At 71.6% G+C, this 20,623-nt stretch carries 20 protein-coding genes; 10 read left to right on the top strand and 10 right to left on the bottom strand.

Annotated features, from left to right (window positions below; translation table 11 throughout):
- Positions 1-23 precede the first annotated feature (23 nt).
- Entirely contained in the window at positions 24-992 is a 969-nt protein-coding gene (locus AB0J71_RS22140; RefSeq protein ID WP_364415756.1) for an MFS transporter, read from the top strand.
- Positions 993-1,067: 75 nt separating this feature from the next.
- Here AB0J71_RS22140 and AB0J71_RS22135 read toward each other — a convergent pair whose 3' ends face one another.
- Positions 1,068-1,472, bottom strand: a complete 405-nt coding sequence (locus AB0J71_RS22135; RefSeq protein ID WP_352325220.1) for an ester cyclase — start codon at positions 1,470-1,472, stop codon at positions 1,068-1,070.
- Between the two features lie 47 nt (positions 1,473-1,519).
- Here AB0J71_RS22135 and AB0J71_RS22130 point away from each other — a divergent pair, with 47 nt between their 5' ends.
- Entirely contained in the window at positions 1,520-2,116 is a 597-nt protein-coding gene (locus tag AB0J71_RS22130; protein ID WP_352325218.1) for a TetR/AcrR family transcriptional regulator C-terminal domain-containing protein, read from the top strand.
- Between the two features lie 93 nt (positions 2,117-2,209).
- Here the strand turns inward: AB0J71_RS22130 and AB0J71_RS22125 are convergent, their stop codons facing one another.
- Together AB0J71_RS22125 and AB0J71_RS22120 are read right to left on the bottom strand one after the other, a co-directional pair.
- Positions 2,210-3,463 carry a cytochrome P450 gene (locus AB0J71_RS22125; protein WP_364415755.1) on the bottom strand — a complete coding sequence of 418 codons (1,254 nt, stop codon included), beginning with the start codon at positions 3,461-3,463 and terminating at the stop codon, positions 2,210-2,212.
- A gap of 61 nt (positions 3,464-3,524) precedes the next feature.
- The gene (locus AB0J71_RS22120) at positions 3,525-5,069 is read right to left on the bottom strand and encodes a GMC family oxidoreductase N-terminal domain-containing protein (protein WP_364415753.1); all 1,545 of its coding nucleotides are present in this window, start codon (positions 5,067-5,069) and stop codon (positions 3,525-3,527) included.
- A 147-nt stretch (positions 5,070-5,216) separates the two neighbouring features.
- On the opposite strand from AB0J71_RS22120, the gene AB0J71_RS22115 reads away from it, so the two are divergent.
- The 3 genes from AB0J71_RS22115 to AB0J71_RS22105 all read left to right on the top strand — a co-directional run bounded on the left by AB0J71_RS22115 (position 5,217) and on the right by AB0J71_RS22105 (position 8,641).
- On the top strand, positions 5,217-6,752 hold the full coding sequence (locus AB0J71_RS22115; protein ID WP_352325215.1) for a long-chain fatty acid--CoA ligase: 1,536 nt from the start codon (positions 5,217-5,219) through the stop codon (positions 6,750-6,752).
- Positions 6,753-6,874: 122 nt separating this feature from the next.
- Positions 6,875-7,576, top strand: coding sequence for an HAD family hydrolase (locus tag AB0J71_RS22110; protein ID WP_352325214.1), 702 nt, complete (start codon positions 6,875-6,877; stop codon positions 7,574-7,576).
- Positions 7,577-7,585: 9 nt separating this feature from the next.
- Complete coding sequence (locus AB0J71_RS22105; protein WP_364415751.1) at positions 7,586-8,641, top strand: phosphotransferase; 1,056 nt, start codon at positions 7,586-7,588, stop codon at positions 8,639-8,641.
- A 13-nt stretch (positions 8,642-8,654) separates the two neighbouring features.
- On the opposite strand, the gene AB0J71_RS22100 is transcribed toward AB0J71_RS22105, so the two are convergent.
- A complete protein-coding gene (locus AB0J71_RS22100; protein ID WP_364415749.1) occupies positions 8,655-9,029 on the bottom strand; it encodes a DUF488 family protein in 375 nt (124 codons plus the stop codon).
- A gap of 73 nt (positions 9,030-9,102) precedes the next feature.
- Between AB0J71_RS22100 and AB0J71_RS22095 the strand changes: the two genes are divergently transcribed.
- Positions 9,103-9,501: a hypothetical protein gene (locus AB0J71_RS22095; protein WP_364415747.1), complete on the top strand. Its 399-nt coding sequence runs from the start codon at positions 9,103-9,105 to the stop codon at positions 9,499-9,501.
- 91 nt (positions 9,502-9,592) lie between these two features.
- Here AB0J71_RS22095 and AB0J71_RS22090 read toward each other — a convergent pair whose 3' ends face one another.
- The 4 genes from AB0J71_RS22090 to AB0J71_RS22075 form a co-directional block, all read right to left on the bottom strand.
- On the bottom strand, positions 9,593-10,852 hold the full coding sequence (locus tag AB0J71_RS22090; RefSeq protein ID WP_364415744.1) for a cyclopropane-fatty-acyl-phospholipid synthase family protein: 1,260 nt from the start codon (positions 10,850-10,852) through the stop codon (positions 9,593-9,595).
- Positions 10,853-10,854: 2 nt separating this feature from the next.
- Positions 10,855-12,204, bottom strand: a complete 1,350-nt coding sequence (locus tag AB0J71_RS22085) for an FAD-binding oxidoreductase (RefSeq protein WP_352325225.1) — start codon at positions 12,202-12,204, stop codon at positions 10,855-10,857.
- Between the two features lie 130 nt (positions 12,205-12,334).
- A complete protein-coding gene (locus AB0J71_RS22080) occupies positions 12,335-13,318 on the bottom strand; it encodes a 2-hydroxyacid dehydrogenase (RefSeq protein WP_352325208.1) in 984 nt (327 codons plus the stop codon).
- On the bottom strand, positions 13,315-14,853 hold the full coding sequence (locus AB0J71_RS22075) for a protein kinase (protein WP_352325207.1): 1,539 nt from the start codon (positions 14,851-14,853) through the stop codon (positions 13,315-13,317). Before AB0J71_RS22075 ends, AB0J71_RS22080 begins: the two co-directional genes overlap by 4 nt.
- 221 nt (positions 14,854-15,074) lie before the next feature.
- On the opposite strand from AB0J71_RS22075, the gene AB0J71_RS22070 reads away from it, so the two are divergent.
- Positions 15,075-16,196: a CaiB/BaiF CoA-transferase family protein gene (locus AB0J71_RS22070; protein ID WP_364415742.1), complete on the top strand. Its 1,122-nt coding sequence runs from the start codon at positions 15,075-15,077 to the stop codon at positions 16,194-16,196.
- A 7-nt stretch (positions 16,197-16,203) separates the two neighbouring features.
- Here AB0J71_RS22070 and AB0J71_RS22065 read toward each other — a convergent pair whose 3' ends face one another.
- Positions 16,204-17,430: an FAD-dependent monooxygenase gene (locus AB0J71_RS22065; protein ID WP_364415740.1), complete on the bottom strand. Its 1,227-nt coding sequence runs from the start codon at positions 17,428-17,430 to the stop codon at positions 16,204-16,206.
- Between the two features lie 82 nt (positions 17,431-17,512).
- Between AB0J71_RS22065 and AB0J71_RS22060 the strand changes: the two genes are divergently transcribed.
- The gene (locus tag AB0J71_RS22060; protein WP_352325204.1) at positions 17,513-18,031 is read left to right on the top strand and encodes a helix-turn-helix domain-containing protein; all 519 of its coding nucleotides are present in this window, start codon (positions 17,513-17,515) and stop codon (positions 18,029-18,031) included.
- A 9-nt stretch (positions 18,032-18,040) separates the two neighbouring features.
- Here the strand turns inward: AB0J71_RS22060 and AB0J71_RS22055 are convergent, their stop codons facing one another.
- Positions 18,041-18,493: an effector binding domain-containing protein gene (locus tag AB0J71_RS22055; RefSeq protein ID WP_352325203.1), complete on the bottom strand. Its 453-nt coding sequence runs from the start codon at positions 18,491-18,493 to the stop codon at positions 18,041-18,043.
- Positions 18,494-18,589: 96 nt separating this feature from the next.
- On the opposite strand from AB0J71_RS22055, the gene AB0J71_RS22050 reads away from it, so the two are divergent.
- Together AB0J71_RS22050 and AB0J71_RS22045 are read left to right on the top strand one after the other, a co-directional pair.
- On the top strand, positions 18,590-20,029 hold the full coding sequence (locus AB0J71_RS22050; RefSeq protein WP_352325202.1) for a GuaB1 family IMP dehydrogenase-related protein: 1,440 nt from the start codon (positions 18,590-18,592) through the stop codon (positions 20,027-20,029).
- Between the two features lie 154 nt (positions 20,030-20,183).
- Positions 20,184-20,558 (top strand): FKBP-type peptidyl-prolyl cis-trans isomerase, encoded by a 375-nt coding sequence (locus AB0J71_RS22045; protein ID WP_352327812.1) that lies wholly within the window; start codon positions 20,184-20,186, stop codon positions 20,556-20,558.
- Positions 20,559-20,623: the final 65 nt, after the last annotated feature.

Here is a 20,623-nt window from a genome sequence, read left to right as displayed (position 1 = left end):
GCCTTTCATCGTGAGGAGCAGGTATGCGCCGCGGATGGGTTCTCGCTCTGGCCTCACTGACCATCGTGCTCGTGGTGGTGGACCTGACCGCCGTGACGATCGCGCTGCCCGACATCCGCGCCGCCCTGCGCGCCGCGCAGATCGGCTCGGTCTACCCGGAGGGCCCGGCGCGGGGCCGGGCGCTCGGCATCTTCAGCGCCGTCTCCGGCCTGGCGATGACGCTGGGCCCGGTGGTGGGCGGCGCGCTGACGGCGACGTTCGGCTGGCGGGCCATCTTCCTGATCAACCTGCCGATCGGCGTGTTCGTGGTGGTGGCGCTGCGGCAGCGGGTGCCGGAGTCGCGCGGCCGGGGTCACCTGGACCCGCTGGGCGTCGTGCTGGTCGCCGCGGCGCTGTTCGCGATCATCCCGGCGCTCATCCACGACGTGCCGCTGCTGCTGGTGGCCGGGCTGGCGCTGCTGGCGGCGTTCGTCCTCGCCGAGCGGCGGACGGCGACCCCGATGATCGACTTCGGGCTGTTCCGGAACCGGGTGTTCGCGGTCGGCTCGGCCACGACGCTGCTCATGCTGGCCGCGCTGCTGGGCGGGTTCACGTACCTCACCCTGTACGTGCAGGGCCCTCTGGAGGCGAGCCCGAGCGAGGCCGGGGTGCGTTTCCTGGCCTTCAGCGTGGCCGCGGTCATCGGCCCGATCGCGGTCGGCCGGGTGCTGCACCGCTGGCCCATGGGCGTGCTGATCGCCGCCGGCCCGGCGCTGATCACCGTGGCGCTGCTGGTGATGGCGATCCCGGCGGCCGACCGGTGGACGCCGATCATGGCCGGGCTGTTCCTCGGCGGCCTGGGGCTCTGCGCGGGCAACGTGGTGGCCAACCAGGTCGGCCTGACCGCGCCGATGGATCAGGTGGGCATGGCCACCGGGACGGTGAACACGCTCAAGCAGGTCGGCACGGCGGTGGGCGTGGCGGTGCTGGCGGCGCCGTACCGCTCGGGGTGACCGCGATGTTGCTGGTGGCGGCCGGGCCGGCGCTGGCGGGCGCGCTGCTGCCGCTGGCCCTGGCGGGCAGGCGGGTCAGTCGGCCTGCGGCCAGTCCCAGCCCAGCTGGAGGAACAGACCCAGCCGGTCGCTGACCGCGCGGATCTCGCTGATCCGCCCCTCGCGCAGGGTGACCAGGAAGATCGCCTCGACGTCGAAGCTGCGCCCGGTGGGCGTGGGCATGCGCGGGTGGGTGCCGGAGTGCGTGCCGGTCATGCGGATCCTGGCGACCAGCCTGTCCCCCTCGGCGACGACCTCCTCGACCTCGATGTGGAACGGGTCGAACGCGTCGAGCTGCATCCGGATGCCCTCGAAGGCGGCGCCCGGCTCGTCCGGCTCGCCAAAAATGATCTTGTTGTGGTCGACGACGTCGGGGGTCAGGTAGTCGCCCAGGTCGTCGAGGCGGCGTTCGTTGACGGCGGCGAAGAAGTCGGTGATCACGTTCAATTTCCTCTCTTACGGTGTAAGACGGGAGTATCTTACGGTGTATGAGAGAGCGGATGTCAAGGGAACGGGTGCTGGAGGCGGCGCTCGAACTCCTCGACCGCGAGGGCGCGGCCGGGCTGTCCATGCGCAAGCTGGGCAAGGAGCTGGGCGTGGAGGCGATGACGCTCTACTACTACGTGCCGAACAAGGACGCGGTCCTCGACGGGCTGGTCGAGCTGGTGCTCTCCCGCGTCACGATCGAGCCGTCCGGCGACTGGCGGGTGTGGATGCGGACGTTCGCCGAGTCGATCAGGGCCGAGCTGCTGCGGCATCCCGCGCTCATGCCGGTGGTCGCGATCCGGCCGGTGGCCACGCCGGGAGCCCTGGACATGGTCGAAGGCGCCGCCGCCGCGCTGACCCGGGCGGGCTTCACGGCCAAGGAGGCGCTGCACGTGATCAACGCGGTGTCCACGTTCGTGATCGGGCACACGCTGGCCGAGGCGGGGCCGGACAGCCCGCAGCAGCCCGACCTGGACCTGACGGACCGTCCGGTGCTGGCGCGGGCGGTCGCCGACGGCCTCGGCACGCCCGAGGACCACCGGGAACGCTTCGAGCTGGCCGTGGCGGCCCTGCTCGGCGGATTCGCTCCGCAAAGCTGACGCCCTCAGCCGTGCCACCCACGCGTGTTCACCGGCGCGCCGGCACCCGACCCGGGCGTCCCGGTGCACGTGGCCGAGGCCGGGCCGGGGCGGTCAGAACGTGTACGGCAGGTGCTTGATGCCGTTGATGAAGTTCGACAGCAGGAAGTCGGGCTCGCCGGACGTCCTGATGCCGGGCAGGCGGGTGAACAGCTCGCGGAACATCACGCTCATCTCCCTGCGCGCCAGGTGGGCGCCCAGGCAGTAGTGCGGCCCGGGGCCGCCGAAGCCGACGTGCGGGTTGGGGTCGCGGGTGATGTCGAAGACGTCCGGGTCGGTGAAGACGGACTCGTCGCGGTTGGCCGAGTTGTAGAAGAGCAGCACCTTGTCGCCCTTCTTGTACGGCACGCCGTTCATCTCGTGGTCCCGGGTCAGCGTGCGGCGGAACTGGATCACCGGGGTCGCGTAGCGCACGATCTCGTCGCACGCCCGGCCGACGCGCGCGTCGAAGTCGGCCAGCAGCAGCTCCCGCTGCTCGGGATGGTCGGTGAACAGCTTCAGCCCGTAGGCGATGGCGTTGCGGGTGGTCTCGCTGCCGGCCACCACCAGCAGGATGAAGAACGAGCCCAGCTCCTGCGAGCTGAGCCGTTCCTCGCCGCCCACGAGCAGGCTGACCAGGTCGCCGGTCGGGCGTCTGCGGCGCTCGTCGCCGAGTCGGGCGGCCATCCGGTTCAGCGAGTAGCCGGCGCGCAGCAGCTTGGCCAGCCCGCGGGCGACGTTGGCGCGGCTGAAGTTCGGGTCGATGCCGGTGTACTCGGGGTCGGCGTTGCCGAGGATGACGTTGGTCCGCCGCAACACCAGGTCATGAAATTTCGGTGGGATCCCCATCATGTCGCAGATGACCCGTACGGGGAGCCGGGCGGCGACCTGCGCCACGAAGTCGCCCGGACCCTGCTCGATGGCCTCGTCCACGATCTCGGCGGCGGCCCTGGCCAGGTCCTCCTCCATCTTGGACAGGATGCGCGGGGTGAAGGCCCTGGAGACGATCCTGCGCAGGCGGGCGTGGCGCGGGTCGTCCATGTTGATCATTGAGCCGAAGTAGACGCTGAGCCAGCGCGGCATGTCGGGGATGCTGTTGGAGCACGGCTCGCTGCTGAAGACGGCCGCGTTCCTGCTGGCCTCGGTGACGTCGGCGTGACGCACGAGGGCGTGGTAGCCGGGCCCGCCGCCGATGAACGGCACGGTCTGCTCCGGCACGAAGAGGGGCCGTTCGAGCCCGCGCAGGCGGCGGAAGGTCTCCATGCGGTCCGCCTGCGGCAGTCCCCAGAACGGTATCTGCGAGATGTCCAGATCCGCGGAGAGCGTCATACCACACAAGCCTTGGGCAAGTGCTCACTTACGTCAAGGTCCGCCGCGTCGCGGCGCCCGGCTACCGGTCCCCCAGGATCAGGTCGGAGCCCTTCTCGCCGATCATGATCGCCGGGGCGTGCGTGTGGCCGCGGTTGAGCGTCGGCATGACGGACACGTCCACCACCCTGAGCCCTTCCAGGCCGCGCACCCGGAGCGACGGGTCCACCACCGACCCCTCGTCGGTGCCCATCCGGCAGGTGCCCACGGGGTGGTAGAGGGTCTCGCCGCGTTCGCGCACCCACCGGGCCAGCTCCTCGTCGCTCTCCGGCCCCCAGTACGGCGCCATCGGCCCGCCCGCGTACCGCTTCATCGCGCTCGTCGCGAACACCTGCTTGGCCGTCTTCAGCCCGGCGACCAGGCGCTTGACGTCGGCCTCCGCACTCAGGTAGCCGGGGTCGATCAGCACGTCGCGGCCGCTCAGCCCGACCCTGCCGCGGCTCTGCGGCTGCAGCAGCACGACGCCGACGGTCAGGCCGTGGCCGGTCGGCGGGGTGAGCCCGTGGTCGACGAACGGGCCGGGGGCGAAGACCAGCTCGATGTCGGGGGCGGGCTCCTCGGCCGAGGTCCGGACGAAGGCGACCGCCTCGCCGACGTTCGTGGTGAGCATGCCCGAGCGCAGCACGATGTAGCGCAGCAGGTTCACCAGGGACTCGGCCTTGGTCAGCGTCACCGGCTCCTTGCACTCGACGTACACGCCGGAGGCCAGGTGGTCCTGGAGGTTCTTGCCGACCTCGGGCAGCTCGCGCACGACCGGCACCCCCGCGTCGCGCAGCTCCTCGGCCGCGCCGACCCCGGACCGCAGCAGCAGGTACGGCGAGCCGATCGCCCCCGCCGACAGGACGACCTCCCTGGCCGCCCTGACCAGGGTGCCGCCGCTGTGCTCGATGCCGACGGCGCGGGAGCCCTCGAACACGACGCGGTCCACGGTCGCGCCGGTGAGCACGGTGAGGTTCGGCCGGGCGGCGGCCGGTCGCAGATAGGCGTCGGCGGCGCTCCACCTGCGGCCGCGGTTCTGGGTGACGGGGGTGGGGCAGTAGCCCTCGTTGGAGCGGCCGTTCAGCTCCGGCAGCCGGGTCAGGCCCAGCTCCTCGCAGGCCCGCAGGAAGGCCGCCGTGGTGACGTTGGGGCTGCGCAGCTCGGAGACGTAGAGCGGACCGGAGGTGCCGTAGACGCCGCCGTGGTTGCTGCCGACGCGCTGCTCGGCCCTGGTGAAGTAGGGCAGGACCTCCTCGTACGTCCAGCCGGGCACGCCCCACTGGTCGTAGTCCTGCTGGCAGCCGCGCACCCACATCTGCGCGTTGAGCGAGGACGAGCCGCCGATCACCCGGCCGCGCGGCCAGTAGAGCTCGCGGCCGGACATCTCGCTCTGCTTGGCCGTCGTGAAGTTCCAGTCGTAGTCGGTCTTGAACAGCTTGGCGAAGCCGGCGGGCATGCGGATCTCCAGCTTGTCGTCATGCCCGCCCGCCTCGACCAGCGCCACCGACACCGACGGGTCCGCCGACAGCCGGTTGGCCAGCACGCACCCGGCGGACCCCGCTCCGACGATCACGTAGTCGTACTGCATGAGCACTCCAGGGGGCTAAGTAACCTGTCACTTGCTTACTCCAGGTGAGCTTTCGCGTCCATATGCATCTGTAACCTTGGTTACCTACCGGTCGGTATGGGCTGATGCCAAGATGGCGGCAAGCGCGTACAGAGGAGGAAGGCGTTCATGCTCAACTTGTCGGTCGTCCTGGAGGACAGCGCCAGAAACAACCCCGACGGCACGGCGATCGTCTTCGGCGACATGCGCCTGCCGTACGGCATGATCGACACTGTCGCCCGCCAGGTGGCGAACCTGCTCGTGTCGCGGGGCATCGGCAAGGGCGACAAGGTGGCGCTGGCCTGTCCCAACCTGCCGTACTTCCCCTTCGTCTACTTCGGCATCCTCAAGGCCGGCGCGACCGTGGTGCCGCTGAACGTGCTGCTGCAGGGCCGGGAGATCGCCTACCACCTCGACGACAGCGACGCCAAGGCGCTGTTCTGCTTCGAGGGCTCGCCGGAGCTGCCGCTGGGCGAGCGCGGCAAGGCGGGCTTCGAGGCCGCGGACGGCTGCGAGCACTTCTTCGTGCTGCCCGCCACCCCCCTGGCCACCGAGTCCCCGTACGGCGAGACGGTGTGGGCGGCGCTCAACGGCGTGCCGGCCGACTTCGAGACGGTGCAGACCGACCCCGAGGACACCGCCGTGATCCTCTACACCTCGGGCACCACGGGCCAGCCCAAGGGCGCCGAGCTCAGCCACCAGAACATGCTGATGAACGCCCTGATCAGCGACCGGATGTTCCCCCGCAGCGAGGGCGGCGACACCTACCTCGCGGTGCTGCCGCTGTTCCACTCCTTCGGCCAGACGACCGTCATGAACACCGCCTTCATGCGCGGCGCGACGGTCGTGCTGATGCCGCGCTTCGAGCCGGGCGAGGCCCTGGAGCTCATGCGCAAGGAGAACGTGACGACCTTCGCGGGCGTCCCGACGATGTACTGGGGCATGCTCACGAAGATCCACGCCGAGGGCGCCGAGGTGCCGCGCAGCCTGAAGGTGGCCGTGGCCGGCGGCGCGTCGTCGCCGGTGGAGGTGCTGAAGGACTTCGAGCAGACCTTCGGCATCGGCATCCTGGAGGGGTACGGCCTGTCGGAGACGTCCCCCGTGGCCAGCTTCAACCAGCTCGGACGGCCCACCAAGCCCGGCACGATCGGCACGCCCATCTGGGGCGTGGAGATGAAGCTGATCGACGGCGACTGGAAGACGGTCGAGGGCGAGGGCCCCGGCGAGATCGCCATCCGCGGACACAACGTCATGAAGGGCTACTACGGCCGCCCGGAGGCGACGGCCGAGGTGCTCAAGGACGGCTGGTTCCGCACCGGCGACATCGCCACCCGCGACGCCGACGGCTACTACGCCATCGTCGACCGGGCCAAGGACATGATCATCCGTGGCGGCTTCAACGTCTACCCGCGCGAGCTGGAGGAGGTGCTCATGACCCACGAGGCGGTGTCGCTGGCGGCGGTCGTGGGCGTCCCGCACGAGTCGCACGGCGAGGAGGTCAAGGCGTACGTCATCCGCACGCCCGGCTCGTCGGTCACCGAGGACGAGCTGATCGCCTGGGCCAGGGAGAACATGGCGGCCTACAAGTACCCGAGGATCGTCGAGTTCCGCGACGCCCTGCCGATGACGGCCACGGGCAAGATCCTCAAGCGCGAGCTCCGCTGACCGGCCACGGCGCGGGCCCCGGCCCGCGCCTCCCGGCCGCGCCGCCCCCTGCACCGGCCACCGGGACGGCCGGTGCGCCGACCGCTGCGCCGACCACTGCGCCGACCACTGTGCCGGCCACTGTGCCGATCATCGAGCCGACCGCTGCGCCGATCACCGAGGCCCGCCCGCTCGTGCTGTTCGACCTGGACAACACGCTGATCGACCGGCTGGCCGCATTCCGGCTGTGGGCGGCCGAGTTCGCCGCGGGGCGCGGGCTGGGCCCGGACGCCGTGGACTGGCTGGTGCGGCTGGACGCCGACGGGTCCGTGCCGATGGACGCCTTCTTCGCCCGCGTCCGCGAGCGCTTCGCGCTTGCCGAGCCCGTCGAGGAGTTGTGGCGGGCCTACCGGGCCAGGCTGCCGTACCTGGTGGAGTGCCGTGCCGAGGTGCTGGCGGGGCTGGACCGGCTGCGGGCGGCGGGGTGGGCGGTCGGGATCGTGACGAACGGGATGGCCGACAACCAGACGGGCAAGATCCGGCGTACCGGGCTGGCCGAGCGGGTGGACGGGTGGGCGATCTCCGGCGCGGAGGGCGTGCGCAAACCCGGCGCCCGGCTGTTCCGGATCGCCGCCGACCGGTGCGGATCCGTGCCGGCCGGCGGGTGGATGGTGGGCGACGACCCGGACAAGGACATCGCGGGCGGACGCGCGGCCGGATTGCGGACGATCTGGATCGACCGCGGGACGGGCGCGGCGGCTCCCCCGGCGGACCTGACGGTGGACGACGTGCTCGCGGCCATGGAGCTGATAATCGGGATGCCCGGCGGCGGGGACGCTCGCTAGTGTGGCCCGATGCGTGACAGACCCGCGGATCTGGACGAATCGCTGCTGGCGCCTGCTCTGGAGGCGTGGGGGATCAAGGCCGTCGGGCTGGCGTACGCGCCGGTGGGCTTCGGCGACCACCACTGGATCGCGACCGGCGCCGACGGACGGCGCTGGTTCCTCACCGCCGCCACCCTGTCCCCCGAACCGGACGCCGTGCCGTCCCGCGAGCCAGAACTGCCGGCTCCAGCCGGCCGCCCCCACGAGCCGCGGGCGGCCGGTGACCTGGGCGGGGTGGCGCGGGTGGCGTTCGGGGAGTTGGGGCGGGCGCTGGAGACGGCGGCGGCGCTGGCCGCGACCCTGCGGTTCGTGGTCGCGCCCGTGCCGGACCTCGACGGCGGCGCGCTGCTCCGCCCGCTCGCCGCCCGGTACGCGCTGAGCGTCTTCCCGTTCATCGACGGCGTCACCGGCGGCTTCGACGACGAGCCGGCCGAGCACGACCGCGCCCAGGTCATCGACCTGCTGGCCGAGCTGCACGCCACACCCCCGCCCCCGTCGACCCCGTCCCGCCCGCTGCAACCGCCCGGACGGGCGGCGCTGGAGCGGGCCCTGACCGAGACCGGCCGCCCGTGGACCGGCGGCCCGTACGCCGAGCGGGCCCGAGCCCTGCTCGACCGGCACGCCGGAACCCTGCACGCCCGGCTGCGCCACTTCGACCGCGGCTGCCGCGACCTCGGCCCGCCCGTCGTCACCCACGGCGAACCGCACCCCGGCAACCTGCTCCGGCACGAGGGCCGCTGCCTGCTGGTCGACTGGGACACCGTCGGCCTGGCCGTGCCGGAACGGGACCTGTGGCTGGTCGCCAGGACCCCCGCCGACCTGGCCAGGTACGCGGCCGCCGGCGGCCGCACGCCCGACCCCGCCGCCCTGGCCCTCTACCGGCTGCGCTGGAGCCTCGACGACGTGGCCCAGTACGTCGCCCTGTTCCGCGGCCCGCACGGCCACACCCGCGACGCCGAGCTGAGCTGGCACTTCCTCACCCGCACGCTCGACGGCCTGGCCGCCGGCGGGCCCTGCCCCCGCTGAGCGTTCCCGGTGGTCAGGCGTTGAGCAGTTCGGCGAGCAGTTCGGCGAGCACCGCGGCCTCGCTGATCTCGGGCTGCCTGGTGGCGGTGAGCAGGGTCAGCGGGCCCTTCCCGGCGAGCTCGCGCAGGTGGGCCATCGCCTCGGCCCGCTCGGGCTCGGCCAGCTCGTCCCGGTAGCGGTGGCCGAACTCCGCGAACCGGTCGGGGTCGTGCCGGTACCAGGTGCGCAGCTCGGTGGACGGAGCGACTTGTTTGCACCATTCGTCGAGGTGGGCGTCGGCCTTGGCCAGGCCGCGCGGCCACAGCCGGTCGACCAGCACCCGGGCGCCGTCGTCCGGCGCGGGCTCGTCGTAGACCCGGCGCACCTGAACCTTGTTCCCAGCCGTCACCGTCCGCCCCTCCTGCCGACCGTGAGACCACGCTACGCCGGGCGATGCCAAGCGCCGTTCAGGGACCCGGCCGGTGACGTCCAGGATCCGGGATGTGGACGAGCCGATCCCCGACGCGCTGCTGCCCGTGCTCCGCGACCTGCGCGCCACCTGCGGGGTGCGTCCGGACCTGCGGGAGGAGACGCCGCTGTGGGGCGGCGAGCGGGTGCTCATGCTGTTCGCGCCCGACGGCAGCGGCGTGGGCCTGCGGCTCGGCGTCGCCGGTAGCCCGGCCGAGCAGGTGGCCGACCTCGCCGACCAGGTGCAGGAGTGGGCGGTCGAGGCGCTGTGGGGGCAGGGGCTGCCCGCGGTGTGGCCGGAGTGCCCCGAGCATCCCGGCACCCACCCGCTGGCCGCGACGGTGGCGGACGGCGTCGCGACATGGTCGTGCCCGCACACCCGCACGCCCGTCGCCGCCGTGGGCCACCTCTGACCCCGGGCACACCCAGGTCAGCCGGCCGCTCGGACAGCACCTCGGAGCGGGGTGAGCCGTGGGGAGAGGGCGACGGGCCCTCTCCCGCCCGTCACGGCCAGTTGACCGCCGGCCGCAGCTGCACGCCGGACCTGCCGTCGTCGTCGAGCTTGACACCCAGCACCTGGTGCAGCTGGACCTTGTTGCGCTCGAAGCCCACGATGCAGCCCGCCATGTACAGGGCCCACACCCTGGCCGTGCCCATCCCGACCTCCTGGACGGCCTCGTCCCAGTTGGCGTCGAGGTTGTCGCACCAGTGGCGCAGGGTCTTGGCGTAGTGCTCGCGCAGGTTCTCCTCGTGGCGGATCTCGAAGCCGATGTCCTCCATCTGCCTGATCAGCCAGCCCACCGACTCCAGCTCGCCGTCGGGGAAGACGTAGCGGTTGATGAAGCCGCCCTTGTTGAACGTCTTCTCCTTGCCCGTCGGACGGGTGATGCAGTGGTTGAGCAGCCGGCCGCCGGGCTTGAGCTTGCCGTAGAGGAACTCGAAGTACGACGGGACGTTGTCCTTGCCGATGTGCTCGGTGAGGCCGATGGAGCTGACCGCGTCGAAGCCGGTCTCCCGCACGTCGCGGTAGTCCATGAAGCGCACCTCGGCGAGGTCCTGGAGGCCCGCGTCGGCGATCGCCTTCTGGGCCCACTCGGCCTGCTGGCGGCTCAGCGTCACGCCCAGCGCCTTGACGCCGTAGTGCTTGGCGGCGTGGATCACCATGCCGCCCCAGCCGCAGCCGACGTCGAGCAGGCGCATGCCCGGCTTGAGGTCGAGCTTCCTGGCCACCAGGTCGAACTTGGTGTACTGGGCCTCCTCCAGCGTCGCGTCCTCCTCGGGGAAGGTCGCGCACGTGTAGGCCATGGACGGCCCCAGCACCCACCGGTAGAACCGGTTGGACACGTCGTAGTGGTGGTGGATCGCCTCGGCGTCACGCTGCTTGGCGTGCCGCGAGCCGAGCCGGGCCAGGGCGCTCTGGCGCACCTCCTGCGGGGGCGGCGGCACCCGCATGAGCAGCGGCTTGACGCCCAGCGACCGTACGGCGGCCAGCTTCTCGCCCGCGGTCAGGTCGTTGGTGGTGATGTTCCACATGCGGTCGAGCAGGGTGTACAGGTCGCCGTGCACGTCGATGTGGCCCGAGATGTACGCCCTGGCCAGGCCCAGTTCCCCGGGGGCCTGCGCCAGGTAGGCCACCGCGATGGGCGACTTGACCTCAAGACCGAGGTCGGCGCCGTCGGGACCGGCCTTGCTGCCGTCGTAGGCCATGAACGAGATGTTCGCGTCAGAGCCGACGATCTTCTCAAAGATGCTTGCGAGAGCCATGCTCACCTTCCCCGTACACACTTTTCGTACAGGTCCAGCAGGCGACCGTTCGGGTCGTATTCCCGCTTGACCGGCCAATAAGCATCACCGTTGTACAGCTCCCAGAACTGCTCACGGGCGTAGAAGGAGGTCGAGTAGAGCGACTTGTGGCCGTCCAGCTCGTGTACCGAGTCCTCGATGAGCCTGTTGTAGTAGCCGTCGAACTGGCCGCGCGGCAGCGGGACCATGCCCCAGAAGCCGAAGTTGACGTAGAGCTTGCCCGGCTCCAGCGGGTACAGCGGCCACTGGGAGCCCGACCGCAGCGGGCACATCCAGACGGGGGTCATGCCCACCTTGTCGTGGAAGAACTCCAGGAACTGCGCGCCGCGCTCGATCGGCACCTCGACGTCCTGGATGACCGACTCCTGGACGGGCTGGTCGCGCCAGCGGTCGATGCGGGCGGTCAGCCCGGTCCGCCGGTCGAGGGCGACGAGCTTGCGGTAGACGTCGGAGCGCATCCAGCGGCGCGGCATCAGCGAGCGGACCACCGGCTGCTGCACGCCGAACGCCCGCGAGCACCAGAACCAGTCGGTGTCCCAGCGCCACAGGTAGTCGTGGATGCTCAGCCAGTCGCGGCTGCGCTGCCTGATCGACTGGTAGTAGATGCGCATGCCGGTGTAGTCGGAGACGTAGGGCGCGCGGTCGGCGAAGCGGCCCAGCGTGATGTACATCTCCTCCGGGTCGAAGAAGACGCCGTCCACGAAGTCGACCTGCTCGCCGTCGTGCACCATGCTGTCGCAGATCTCCTGCATGGCCAGCATGCACTTGGCCGCGTCGGTGAACCTGATGTGCGTCAGGTGCACGTACGGCTGGACCTTGCGGAGCTTGATCCGGATGCGCAGGGCGTAGCCGAGCGTGCCGTAGGAGTTGGGGAAGGCGCGGAACAGATCCTGGTGCTCGTTGTCGTCGCGGGCCACGACGATGCGGCCGTCGCCGGTGAGGATCTCCAGTTCCTCCACCGACTCGTGCGGCAGGCCGTCCCGGAAGCTGGTCGACTCGATGCCGAGGCCGGTCACGGCGCCGCCGAGCGTGATCGTCTTGAGCTGCGGCACCACGTACGGCATGAGCCCGTGCGGCAACGTGGCCTCGACGAGGTGCTCGTAGGTGGTCATGCCCTGGACCTCGGCCGTCATCGTCGCCGGATCCACGCTGATGACCTCGTCGAGGTCTCTGGCCGACAGCTTGGCCGTCCTGCCTCCGTCACGGAACCTGAACAGGTTGGACGTGGACTTGGCCAACCGGGGAGCGGCGTCGCCGGGGATCTCGGCGTAGGACTGCCGGATCTGCTCTACTGCCCGTTGGTGTGTCGACATCGTCGTCGTCACGGAAGCACCCCCTTGAGCTGGTAGAGATCGTCCGTAAGACCGTATCTCCCGCGGCCCGGCTCGAACAGACCGGGGTCGTTAAAGACACGAAAACTGTTCATCGTGCCAGGTGAAACGCCTATGTGGTAGGCAAATGCGGAAATCTACGCCGAACCAGGGGTGAGACTCCATTGAGCACGGCCCGCACCTCTCGTCCCTCCAGTGCCGCCGTCAGGTTGTCCAGCACGGCCGTGAGCAGGCGCGTCGTCGCCTCGGGCGTCACCCCGGCGGCGTGCGGCGACAGCAGCACGTCCGGCAGATCGCGCAGCGGGTCGCCGGCGGGCAGCGGCTCGGTGTCGAACACGTCGAGCGCGGCCCCGCCGAGGTGCCCGTCGCGCAGCGCGGCGACCAGCGCCGCCTGGTCGACGACGCCGCCCCTGGCCGCGTTGACCAGCAGCGCACCCTGCTTCATGCGGCGCGGGTCGATCAGCCCGCGGGTCTCCTCCGACAGCGCGATCACCACGACCAGCACGTCGCTGCCGGCCACCAGCGCCTCCAGGTCGGCGCGGCCGGGCGCCTGCCGCGGGGATCTGGTCCAGTAGGAGACCTCGCAGCCCAGGGCGCCGAACAGGCGCACGCAGTTCTCGCCGATCGGGCCGTACCCGACGACGCCGACCCGGCGGCCGCTCAGTTCGCGCGGGCGCAGGCCCTGCTGCGGCCACTCCCCCGCGCGGACGGCGGCGTCGGCGGCCCCCAGCCGGCGCGACAGCGAGAGCGTGGCGGCCAGGCACCACTCCGACACCGCGACGGCGCTGACGCCCGGCGTGTTGGCCAGCGGCACCCCGGCCTCGGCCAGGGCGGCCAGGTCGTGGCCGTCGACGCCCACCGAGGGCTGCTGCACGAAGGCCAGCGCGGGCGCGTGCTTGACCGCCTCGGCGTCGAGCACGAGCGTGGAGGTCCAGTCGCCGAGCACGATCTCGGCCTCGGGCAGCGCGGCCAGCAGCCCGGCGCGGTCGCGGGTGGCGGGCACGCGGACCGTCACCCGGTCGCCGAGCGGGGCGAGCAGGCCGCGCGTCGCCTCCTCGGGCAGCGGCGGCAGGGCGAGCAGGTTCCAGGGGCTCATGCCTTCACAGTAAAGCTGTCGATCACCTGTCGCATCAGTGTCCTGTTGCGCAGCCACTGGTCCTGGGTGACCGTCCAGGACAGGATGTAGGCCGTCTCGCCGGACACCACCGCGCGGCGCACCTCGTGGTAGGTCATGCCCGGCCTGATCCAGTGCGTGCCGGCGGCGCTGGCGGCGGTCCAGGAGAACTCCCACTCGACGGCCTTGACGCCCCGGTGGTTGACCACGCGGCGGCCGCGGCTGATCACCTCCTGGCCGTCCTGCCGCAGCGTCTCCTCCGAGTCGCGCAGGATCTGGTTGGCGTCGAGGCTGGAGTACAGGGCCTCGACGCCGAGGTGGGCGTTGCCGTCGCGGCGCGTCCACTCGGTGACGGACTCGCGCAGCGCGCCCCGCCAGCCGATCGGGCGCAGGATCGACCAGCCCTCCCGCGAGGTCCACGCGCGTACGGCCGGGCGCACCCGCCGCACGGTCGGCGTGGGGGTCGCCGACGGCGTCCGGCTCGTCGTGGGCTGCTGCGAAGGCGACGGGCTCAGCGGGCTGGCCGCGGCGGCCGGCTGGGCGGTGCGCGGGGCGCCCTCCGCGGGCGTGGCGAGCTTGAAGTAGGCGACCGCGCCGCCCGCGACGACCACGACGGCGGCGGCGGCCACGGCCAGCACGGCCCGCCCGCGCCCGCTGCCCGGCTTCTTCTCCGGCAGGTCGGTGTAGGACGGCTTGGCCGCCACCTCGATGGCCGCGAGCAGCCGGTCGGCCTCCTCGGCGTCCACCCGGTCGGCGGGCTCCTTGCGCAGCAGGCCCTTCAGGATCGGGTGCATGATCGGCGGGATGCGCCGGTAGTCGGGCTCCTCGTTGAGCAGCGCGTTGATCGTCGCCATGGCCTCGCCGCGGTCGAAGGGCGAGCGGCCGACCATCGCGGCGAACAGCGTCGCGCCGAGCGACCACAGGTCGGAGGGCGGTCCGGCCTCGTCCGCGCGCACCCGTTCCGGGGCCAGGAAGCTGGGCGAGCCGGTCACCATGCCCGTCCTGGTCAGCGAGGCGTCGCCCTCGACCGTGGCGATGCCGAAGTCCATCAGCACCGCGCGGCCGTCGTCGGCGAGCAGGATGTTGGCGGGCTTGACGTCTCTGTGCAGGATCCCGGCCTCGTGGGCGGCCCTGAGCGCCGACAGCACCTGACGGCCCACGTCGGCCGCCTGCCGTACGGGCAGCGCCCCCGAGGTGGCCACGACCTCTTCGAGCGAGGGGTGCGCGACCAGCTCCATGACGATCCAGGGCCGGCCGCCCTCCTCGACCACGTCGTAGACCGAAACCACGGAGGGGTGGTTGAGTTTGGCCGCCGTACGGGCCTCGCGGGCGGTGCGCATGAGGTGGCGCTCCTGCTCGCCCGGCGACAGCCCCTCGGGCAGCAGCACCTCCTTGATGGCCACCTGCCGGTTGAGCAGCGTGTCGTAACCCTCCCAGACGACGCCCATACCCCCGCGGCCCAGTTCGCGCAGTAACTGGTAGCGCCTGGCGACAAGCCGGTTGCTCTCCGAAACCATGTCCTACCCCTGTAGCGGCGCGAGCGCCTGCTGCAGACAGCCGCTGGACGCCGGCGATCTGTAGACCACCCGAACAGTGGGCAAGTTTCCCATACCTCCCACGAGTTCGCGGGAAGGACGCAAAAGGCCGCTTGCCACGACGTGCCGAATGTTGTTCTACTGAGGCGGGTTCGGAGCCGTGAAGCCAAGCGTTCGCCTGTGCGACTGTCGAGGAGATGTCCATGTCGAAGGGTAGTGGCGGCCCGCTGGCCGGGGTGCGCGTGCTGGAGCTCGCGGGGCTGGCCCCGGGGCCGTTCGCCGGGATGATGCTGGCCGACCACGGCGCCGAGGTGCTGCGGGTCGACCGGGTGAAGGCCGTCTCCGACCGACCTCGTACGGACGTGATGGACCGCGGGAAGCGGACGATCGGCCTGGACCTGAAGTCGCCCGAGGGCGTGGCCGCCTTCAAGGAGCTGGCCCGCAACGCCGACGTGGTGATCGAGGTGTTCCGTCCCGGCGTCGCCGAACGGCTCGGCATCGGCCCCGCGGACCTGCACGCGGTGAACGAGCGGCTGATCTACGGCCGGATGACCGGCTGGGGGCAGGACGGCCCGCTCGCGCCCACCGCCGGCCACGACATCGACTACATCGCGATCTCCGGCGTGCTGTCGATGCTCGGCCGCGAGGGCGGCAAGCCCACCCCGCCGATCAACATCCTCGGCGACTTCGCCGGCGGCGGCCTCATGCTCGCCTACGGCGTGCTGCTGGCCCTGTTCGAACGCCAGCGCACCGGAAGGGGCCGGGTGATCGACGCCGCCATGGTGGACGGCGCCGCCCTGCTGTTCTCGATGTTCTACCAGGCCGCCCAGAGCGGCTTCTGGGGCCCGCGCGGCACCAACCTGCTCGACACCGGCGCCCCCCAGTACGACACCTACGAGACCGCCGACGGCGGCTTCCTGGCCGTAGGCTCGCTCGAACCGCAGTTCTGGGACGCCATGGTGAACCTGATGGGCCTGACCGGCCTGCCCGACCGGAACGACAGGACGCAGTGGCCCGCACTCAAGGCCCGGCTGGCCGAAGAGTTCGCCAAGCGCACCCGCGCCGAGTGGGAGGCCCTGTTCGAGGGCTCGGACGCCTGCGTCTCGCCCGTGCTGTCCATGGCCGAGGCCGCGCGGCACCCGCACAACGTCGCCCGGGGCGCGTTCGCCGAGGTCGGCGGCGTGACCCAGCCGGTGCCCGCGCCGCGCCTGCTCGGCGTGCCGGCCCCGGACCTGTCGCCGGCCACCCGCCTCACGGACCTGTCCGCGTGGGGGCTGCCGGCCGCGGAGGCGGAGAAGCTGCGGGAGCAGGGCGTGCTGGCCTGAGCCTTCGTCAGGGGCGGGACGTCACCGGTCGCGCGTGGGCGGCATAGTCCTTGAGCCGGATCGAGTCGTGCAGGCGCACCCCCTTGCTGCTGATCTTGGTCGCGGCCCTGGTGAGCGCGACCGGCAGGTGGTTGACCAGGCGGATGCCCTGGGTGAGCGCCCACACGTCGAAGCGGCTCCCGGGGACGATCCCCGTGGCCGCGCGGCGGGCGAAGGCGCGGCTGCGGCGCACGTACTCGCCGATCTCGGCCTCGTAGGCGGGATAGGCCGTGCGGTGGTCGCCGCCGTGCGCGGCCAGCTCGCCGGCCAGCACGTACGACCCCACGACCGCCAGGCTCGTGCTGCCGCCCACGGCCGGCCCCGGGCAGTAGCCGGCGTCGCCTGCCAGCGTCACCCGGCCGCGTGACCAGGAGTCGAGCCTGAGCTGGGTGATGGAGTCGAAGTAGAAGGCGGACGTGCGGTCCACCTCGTCCAGGATCCTGGGGATGTGCCAGCCCAGGCCGCCGAACCGCTCGCGCAGCAGTTCCTTCTGGCGGGCCACGTCGCGGTAGTGGTAGTCGAGCGGCTCCGTCGTCCTGAACAGGAAGCCGGCCCGCGCGTCGTCCATGTGCGCGGCGCTGTAGACGGCGGCCATGTAGCCCTCGCCCGCCAGGGCCTCCATCCGGCCCTCGAGGCCCAGGAAGTCCGGGACGGAGGCGACGGCCAGGTACGCGCCGATCCAGGTGGCGAAGCGCTCCTCGGGGCCGAAGGTCAGGCGGCGCACGTTGGAGTGCAGCCCGTCGGCGCCGATCACCAGGTCGAAGCGGTCCTGCCGGCCGCTGTCGAAGCGCACCTCGCCGTCCTCGGAGATCGAGGCGATGGAGTCGCCGAAGACGTAGGCGGCGTCGTGCCGGGTGGCCTCGAAGAAGACCTCGCTCAGGTCCTCGCGCATGATCTCGACGTGCCGGTCGGAGACGGCGGCGAGGAGGCGGCGCAGCTCCAGCTCCACGGGCCGCGCCCGGCCCTCCCGGTGGATCCTGAGCCGGTCGGTGCCGGTCTTCTTCGCCATGACGGGCTCCAGGAGGCCCATCTTCTCGACGATGTCCATGGCGGGCCGGAACAGGTCCACCGCGTGGCCGCCCGACTTCCTGAGCGCCGGGGCGCGTTCGACGACCGTGACCTCGAAGCCGTACCTGGTCAGCCAGTACGCCAGCACCGGTCCGGCGACGCTGGCGCCCGAGACGAGCACCTTCATGGCCACCTCCTTACTTAACGGTTGGTAAGTGCACGCTAGCACGCGTCCTTACTTAACGGTAGGTAAGGGATAAACTTCAGGCATGCCCAGTGACACCAAGTCCCGCATCCAGGCGGTGGCCCGCGAGCTGTTCGCCGAGCAGGGCGTGCAGAACACCAGCCTGCGCCAGATCTCCGACCGGCTGGGCATCACCAAGCCCGCGCTCTACTACCACTTCGCCTCGCGCGACGACCTGGTGCGCAGCATCGTGCAGCCGCTGGTGGAGGACTTCGAGCGCTTCGCCGCCAGGCAGGAGCCCGGCGACCCGCGCGCGCTGCTCGACGACTACTTCGAGCTCATGTGGCGCCACCGCGACGTGACCGGGATGATGGTGCGCGACCTGTCGATCCTGGCCTACCTCGACCTGGGTCAGCGCATGTTCGAATGGCGGCGCGAGCTGATCGCCCTGCTGCTCGGCCCCGAGCTCACGCAGGCCCAGCAGATCCGCGCCACGCTGGCGCTCGGCGGCATGGCCGACTGCACGGTCGAGTACGCCGGCCTCCCCCTGGAGGAGGTCAAGCCGACGGCCGTCGCGGCGGCGGCCGAGGCGCTCGGGTTGTGACCCCTGGGCCTAGACGGCCACGTAGAGGTCGGCGCCCTCGAAGTGATGGACCTCCAGGTCCGTGGTGAAGGCGCGGGAGGGCTGGCCGCCCGACTCGGTGTGCCGCCACACCTGCTGCCACGCCTCGATCAGCGCCTGCGGCAGCTGCCCGCGGGCCTCCAGCCGGATCGACTTGGCGGCCGGCACGCGCACCGCCACCATGCCCTCGGGCAGGCGCGGCACCGTGCGCACGCCGATGCCGACGATCTGCGTGTAGGCGCCGGTGTGGTCGCTCTCGTAGTCGGTCAGCACCGCGTAGAGGTTCTCGTCGATGCGGCCCGGCACGTGCGCGAAGGCCCCCGGCGCGCCCGCCCGCTGCCACAGCGCGGGCAGCGCCGCCCGCGCCGGATCCGCCTCGTCGGCGTTGGTCGTGCGTACGGCGAAGCCGACAACGATCAGCTCGGCCCGTTCGACGATGTCCACGACATACCTCCCCCAAATGTGTCCCCGGCCGATCATAAGCCCCGGAGAACGGGGGAAACCCCTAGTTAGCCCTGTCACCCCATAAGATGGATGAACGTGAAGTTTCTCAACGACCAAGAGCCTCGTTACGATTTGACTTACAGCGACGTGTTCATGGTGCCGTCGCGCTCCTCGGTCGGATCGCGGCTCGCGGTCGACCTGTCCACGAACGACGGCACGGGCACCACGATCCCGATCGTCGTCGCCAACATGACCGCGGTCGCCGGCCGCCGCATGGCCGAGACCGTGGCCCGGCGCGGCGGGATCACCGTGATCCCCCAGGACATCCCCCTCGACGTCGTCGCCGACGTGGTCGACTGGGTCAAGAAGCGCGACCTGGTCCACGACACGCCGCTCACCCTCACCCCGCACGACACCGTGGGCGAGGCGCTGCAACTGCTGCCCAAGCGCGCCCACAACGCGGTCATCGTCGTCGACTGGGACAACCGGCCCGTCGGCGTGGTGACCGAGGCCGACTGCCAGGGCGTGGACATGTACACGCAGCTGTCCGAGGTCATGTCGAGCGAGCTGCTGACGCTGCCCGCCGGGCTCGACCCGCGCGCCGCCTTCGACCGCCTGCACGAGGGCCGCCACCGCCTCGCGCCCATCGTGGACGACGAGGGCCGGCTGGTCGGCATCCTCACCCGTACGGGCGCGCTGCGGGCCACCCTCTACCAGCCCGCGCTCGACGCCCAGGGCCGCCTGCGCATCGCCGCGGCCGTCGGCGTGAACGGCGACGTCGCCGCCAAGGCCAAGGAGCTGCTGGAGGCCGGGGCCGACTGCCTGGTCGTGGACACCGCCCACGGCCACCAGGAGAAAATGATCGCCGCCCTGCGCGCCGTCCGGGCGCTCGACCCCGGCGTGCCGGTCGCGGCGGGCAACGTCGTGACCGCCGAGGGCGTGCGCGACCTGGTCGAGGCCGGGGCCGACATCCTCAAGGTCGGCGTGGGGCCGGGCGCCATGTGCACCACGCGGATGATGACCGGCGTCGGGCGTCCGCAGTTCTCGGCGGTGCTCGAATGCTCGGCCGAGGCCCGCCGGCTCGGCAGGCACGTCTGGGCGGACGGCGGCGTCCGGCACCCCCGTGACGTGGCCCTGGCGCTGGCGGCCGGGGCGTCCAACGTGATGATCGGCTCGTGGTTCGCCGGCACGTACGAGTCGCCCGGCGACGCCCGCACCGACGCCGACGGCCGCAAGTACAAGGAGAACTTCGGCATGGCCTCCTCCCGGGCCGTACGGCTCAGGACGGCCGAGGACTCCGCCTACGACCGGGCCAGGAAGGCGCTGTTCGAGGAGGGCATCTCGACCTCGCGCATGTACCTCGACCCCAAGCGGCCCAGCGTGGAGGACCAGATCGACGGGATCGTCGCCGGCCTGCGGTCGTCGTGCACGTACGCGGGCGCGGCGAACCTGGAGGAGTTCCACCAGCAGGCCGTCGTCGGCATCCAGAGCTCCTCCGGCTACGCGGAGGGCATGCCGCTGCACCAGAGCTGGTGACCCCGGCGGCGCGCCCTTTCTCCCGGCGCCGGGCGGCCTGGCGCCGGGAGAAGGGAACGGCCCGGCGCCCCGAGAAGGGGCGGCCATGAACGACGGCCGTACCACGACGGCATAGAGTCGTCGGGTTATTGTCATCGTCAACAGGAGCACATTCGTGGCACTCGAGAAGCCCGAGATCGACTTCCCCGAGGGCAACCCGCCCGCCGACCTGGAGATCGTCGACCTCGTCGAAGGCACTGGCCCCGAGGCCAAGCCGGGCCACAACGTCAGCGTCCACTACGTGGGTGTCTCGTTCTCGTCCGGGGAGGAGTTCGACGCGTCGTGGAACCGCGGCCAGGCGTTCGAGTTCCCGCTCGGGGGCGGCCGCGTCATCGCGGGCTGGGACCGCGGGGTCGCCGGGATGAAGGTCGGCGGCCGTCGCAGGCTCGTCATCCCGCCGCACCTCGGTTACGGCGACCGCGGCGCGCCGCCGCGCATCAAGGGCGGCGAGACGCTGATCTTCGTGGTCGACCTGCTCGGCGTCAGCTAGACCGGGAACGGGCGGGCCGCGGACAGTGGCCCGCCCGGCTACCCCTGCTTTGGAAAACCCGGGAC

Origin of the sequence: Nonomuraea sp. NPDC049637, assembly GCF_040675235.1 — a bacterium.
Taxonomy (GTDB): domain Bacteria; phylum Actinomycetota; class Actinomycetes; order Streptosporangiales; family Streptosporangiaceae; genus Nonomuraea.
This window is presented reverse-complemented; position numbering and strand designations above follow the sequence as displayed.

Excerpts from the sequence above, each read along its gene's own strand:
- AB0J71_RS22140 (WP_364415756.1), top strand. The coding sequence starts at position 24 with ATGCGCCGCGGATGGGTTCTCGCTCTGGCCTCACTGACCATCGTGCTC.
- AB0J71_RS22130 (WP_352325218.1), top strand. The coding sequence starts at position 1,520 with ATGAGAGAGCGGATGTCAAGGGAACGGGTGCTGGAGGCGGCGCTCGAA.
- AB0J71_RS22125 (WP_364415755.1), bottom strand. The coding sequence starts at position 3,463 with ATGACGCTCTCCGCGGATCTGGACATCTCGCAGATACCGTTCTGGGGA.
- AB0J71_RS22120 (WP_364415753.1), bottom strand. The coding sequence starts at position 5,069 with ATGCAGTACGACTACGTGATCGTCGGAGCGGGGTCCGCCGGGTGCGTG.
- AB0J71_RS22115 (WP_352325215.1), top strand. The coding sequence starts at position 5,217 with ATGCTCAACTTGTCGGTCGTCCTGGAGGACAGCGCCAGAAACAACCCC.
- AB0J71_RS22105 (WP_364415751.1), top strand. The coding sequence starts at position 7,586 with ATGCGTGACAGACCCGCGGATCTGGACGAATCGCTGCTGGCGCCTGCT.
- AB0J71_RS22090 (WP_364415744.1), bottom strand. The coding sequence starts at position 10,852 with ATGGCTCTCGCAAGCATCTTTGAGAAGATCGTCGGCTCTGACGCGAAC.
- AB0J71_RS22085 (WP_352325225.1), bottom strand. The coding sequence starts at position 12,204 with ATGTCGACACACCAACGGGCAGTAGAGCAGATCCGGCAGTCCTACGCC.
- AB0J71_RS22080 (WP_352325208.1), bottom strand. The coding sequence starts at position 13,318 with ATGAGCCCCTGGAACCTGCTCGCCCTGCCGCCGCTGCCCGAGGAGGCG.
- AB0J71_RS22075 (WP_352325207.1), bottom strand. The coding sequence starts at position 14,853 with ATGGTTTCGGAGAGCAACCGGCTTGTCGCCAGGCGCTACCAGTTACTG.
- AB0J71_RS22070 (WP_364415742.1), top strand. The coding sequence starts at position 15,075 with ATGTCGAAGGGTAGTGGCGGCCCGCTGGCCGGGGTGCGCGTGCTGGAG.
- AB0J71_RS22065 (WP_364415740.1), bottom strand. The coding sequence starts at position 17,430 with ATGAAGGTGCTCGTCTCGGGCGCCAGCGTCGCCGGACCGGTGCTGGCG.
- AB0J71_RS22060 (WP_352325204.1), top strand. The coding sequence starts at position 17,513 with ATGCCCAGTGACACCAAGTCCCGCATCCAGGCGGTGGCCCGCGAGCTG.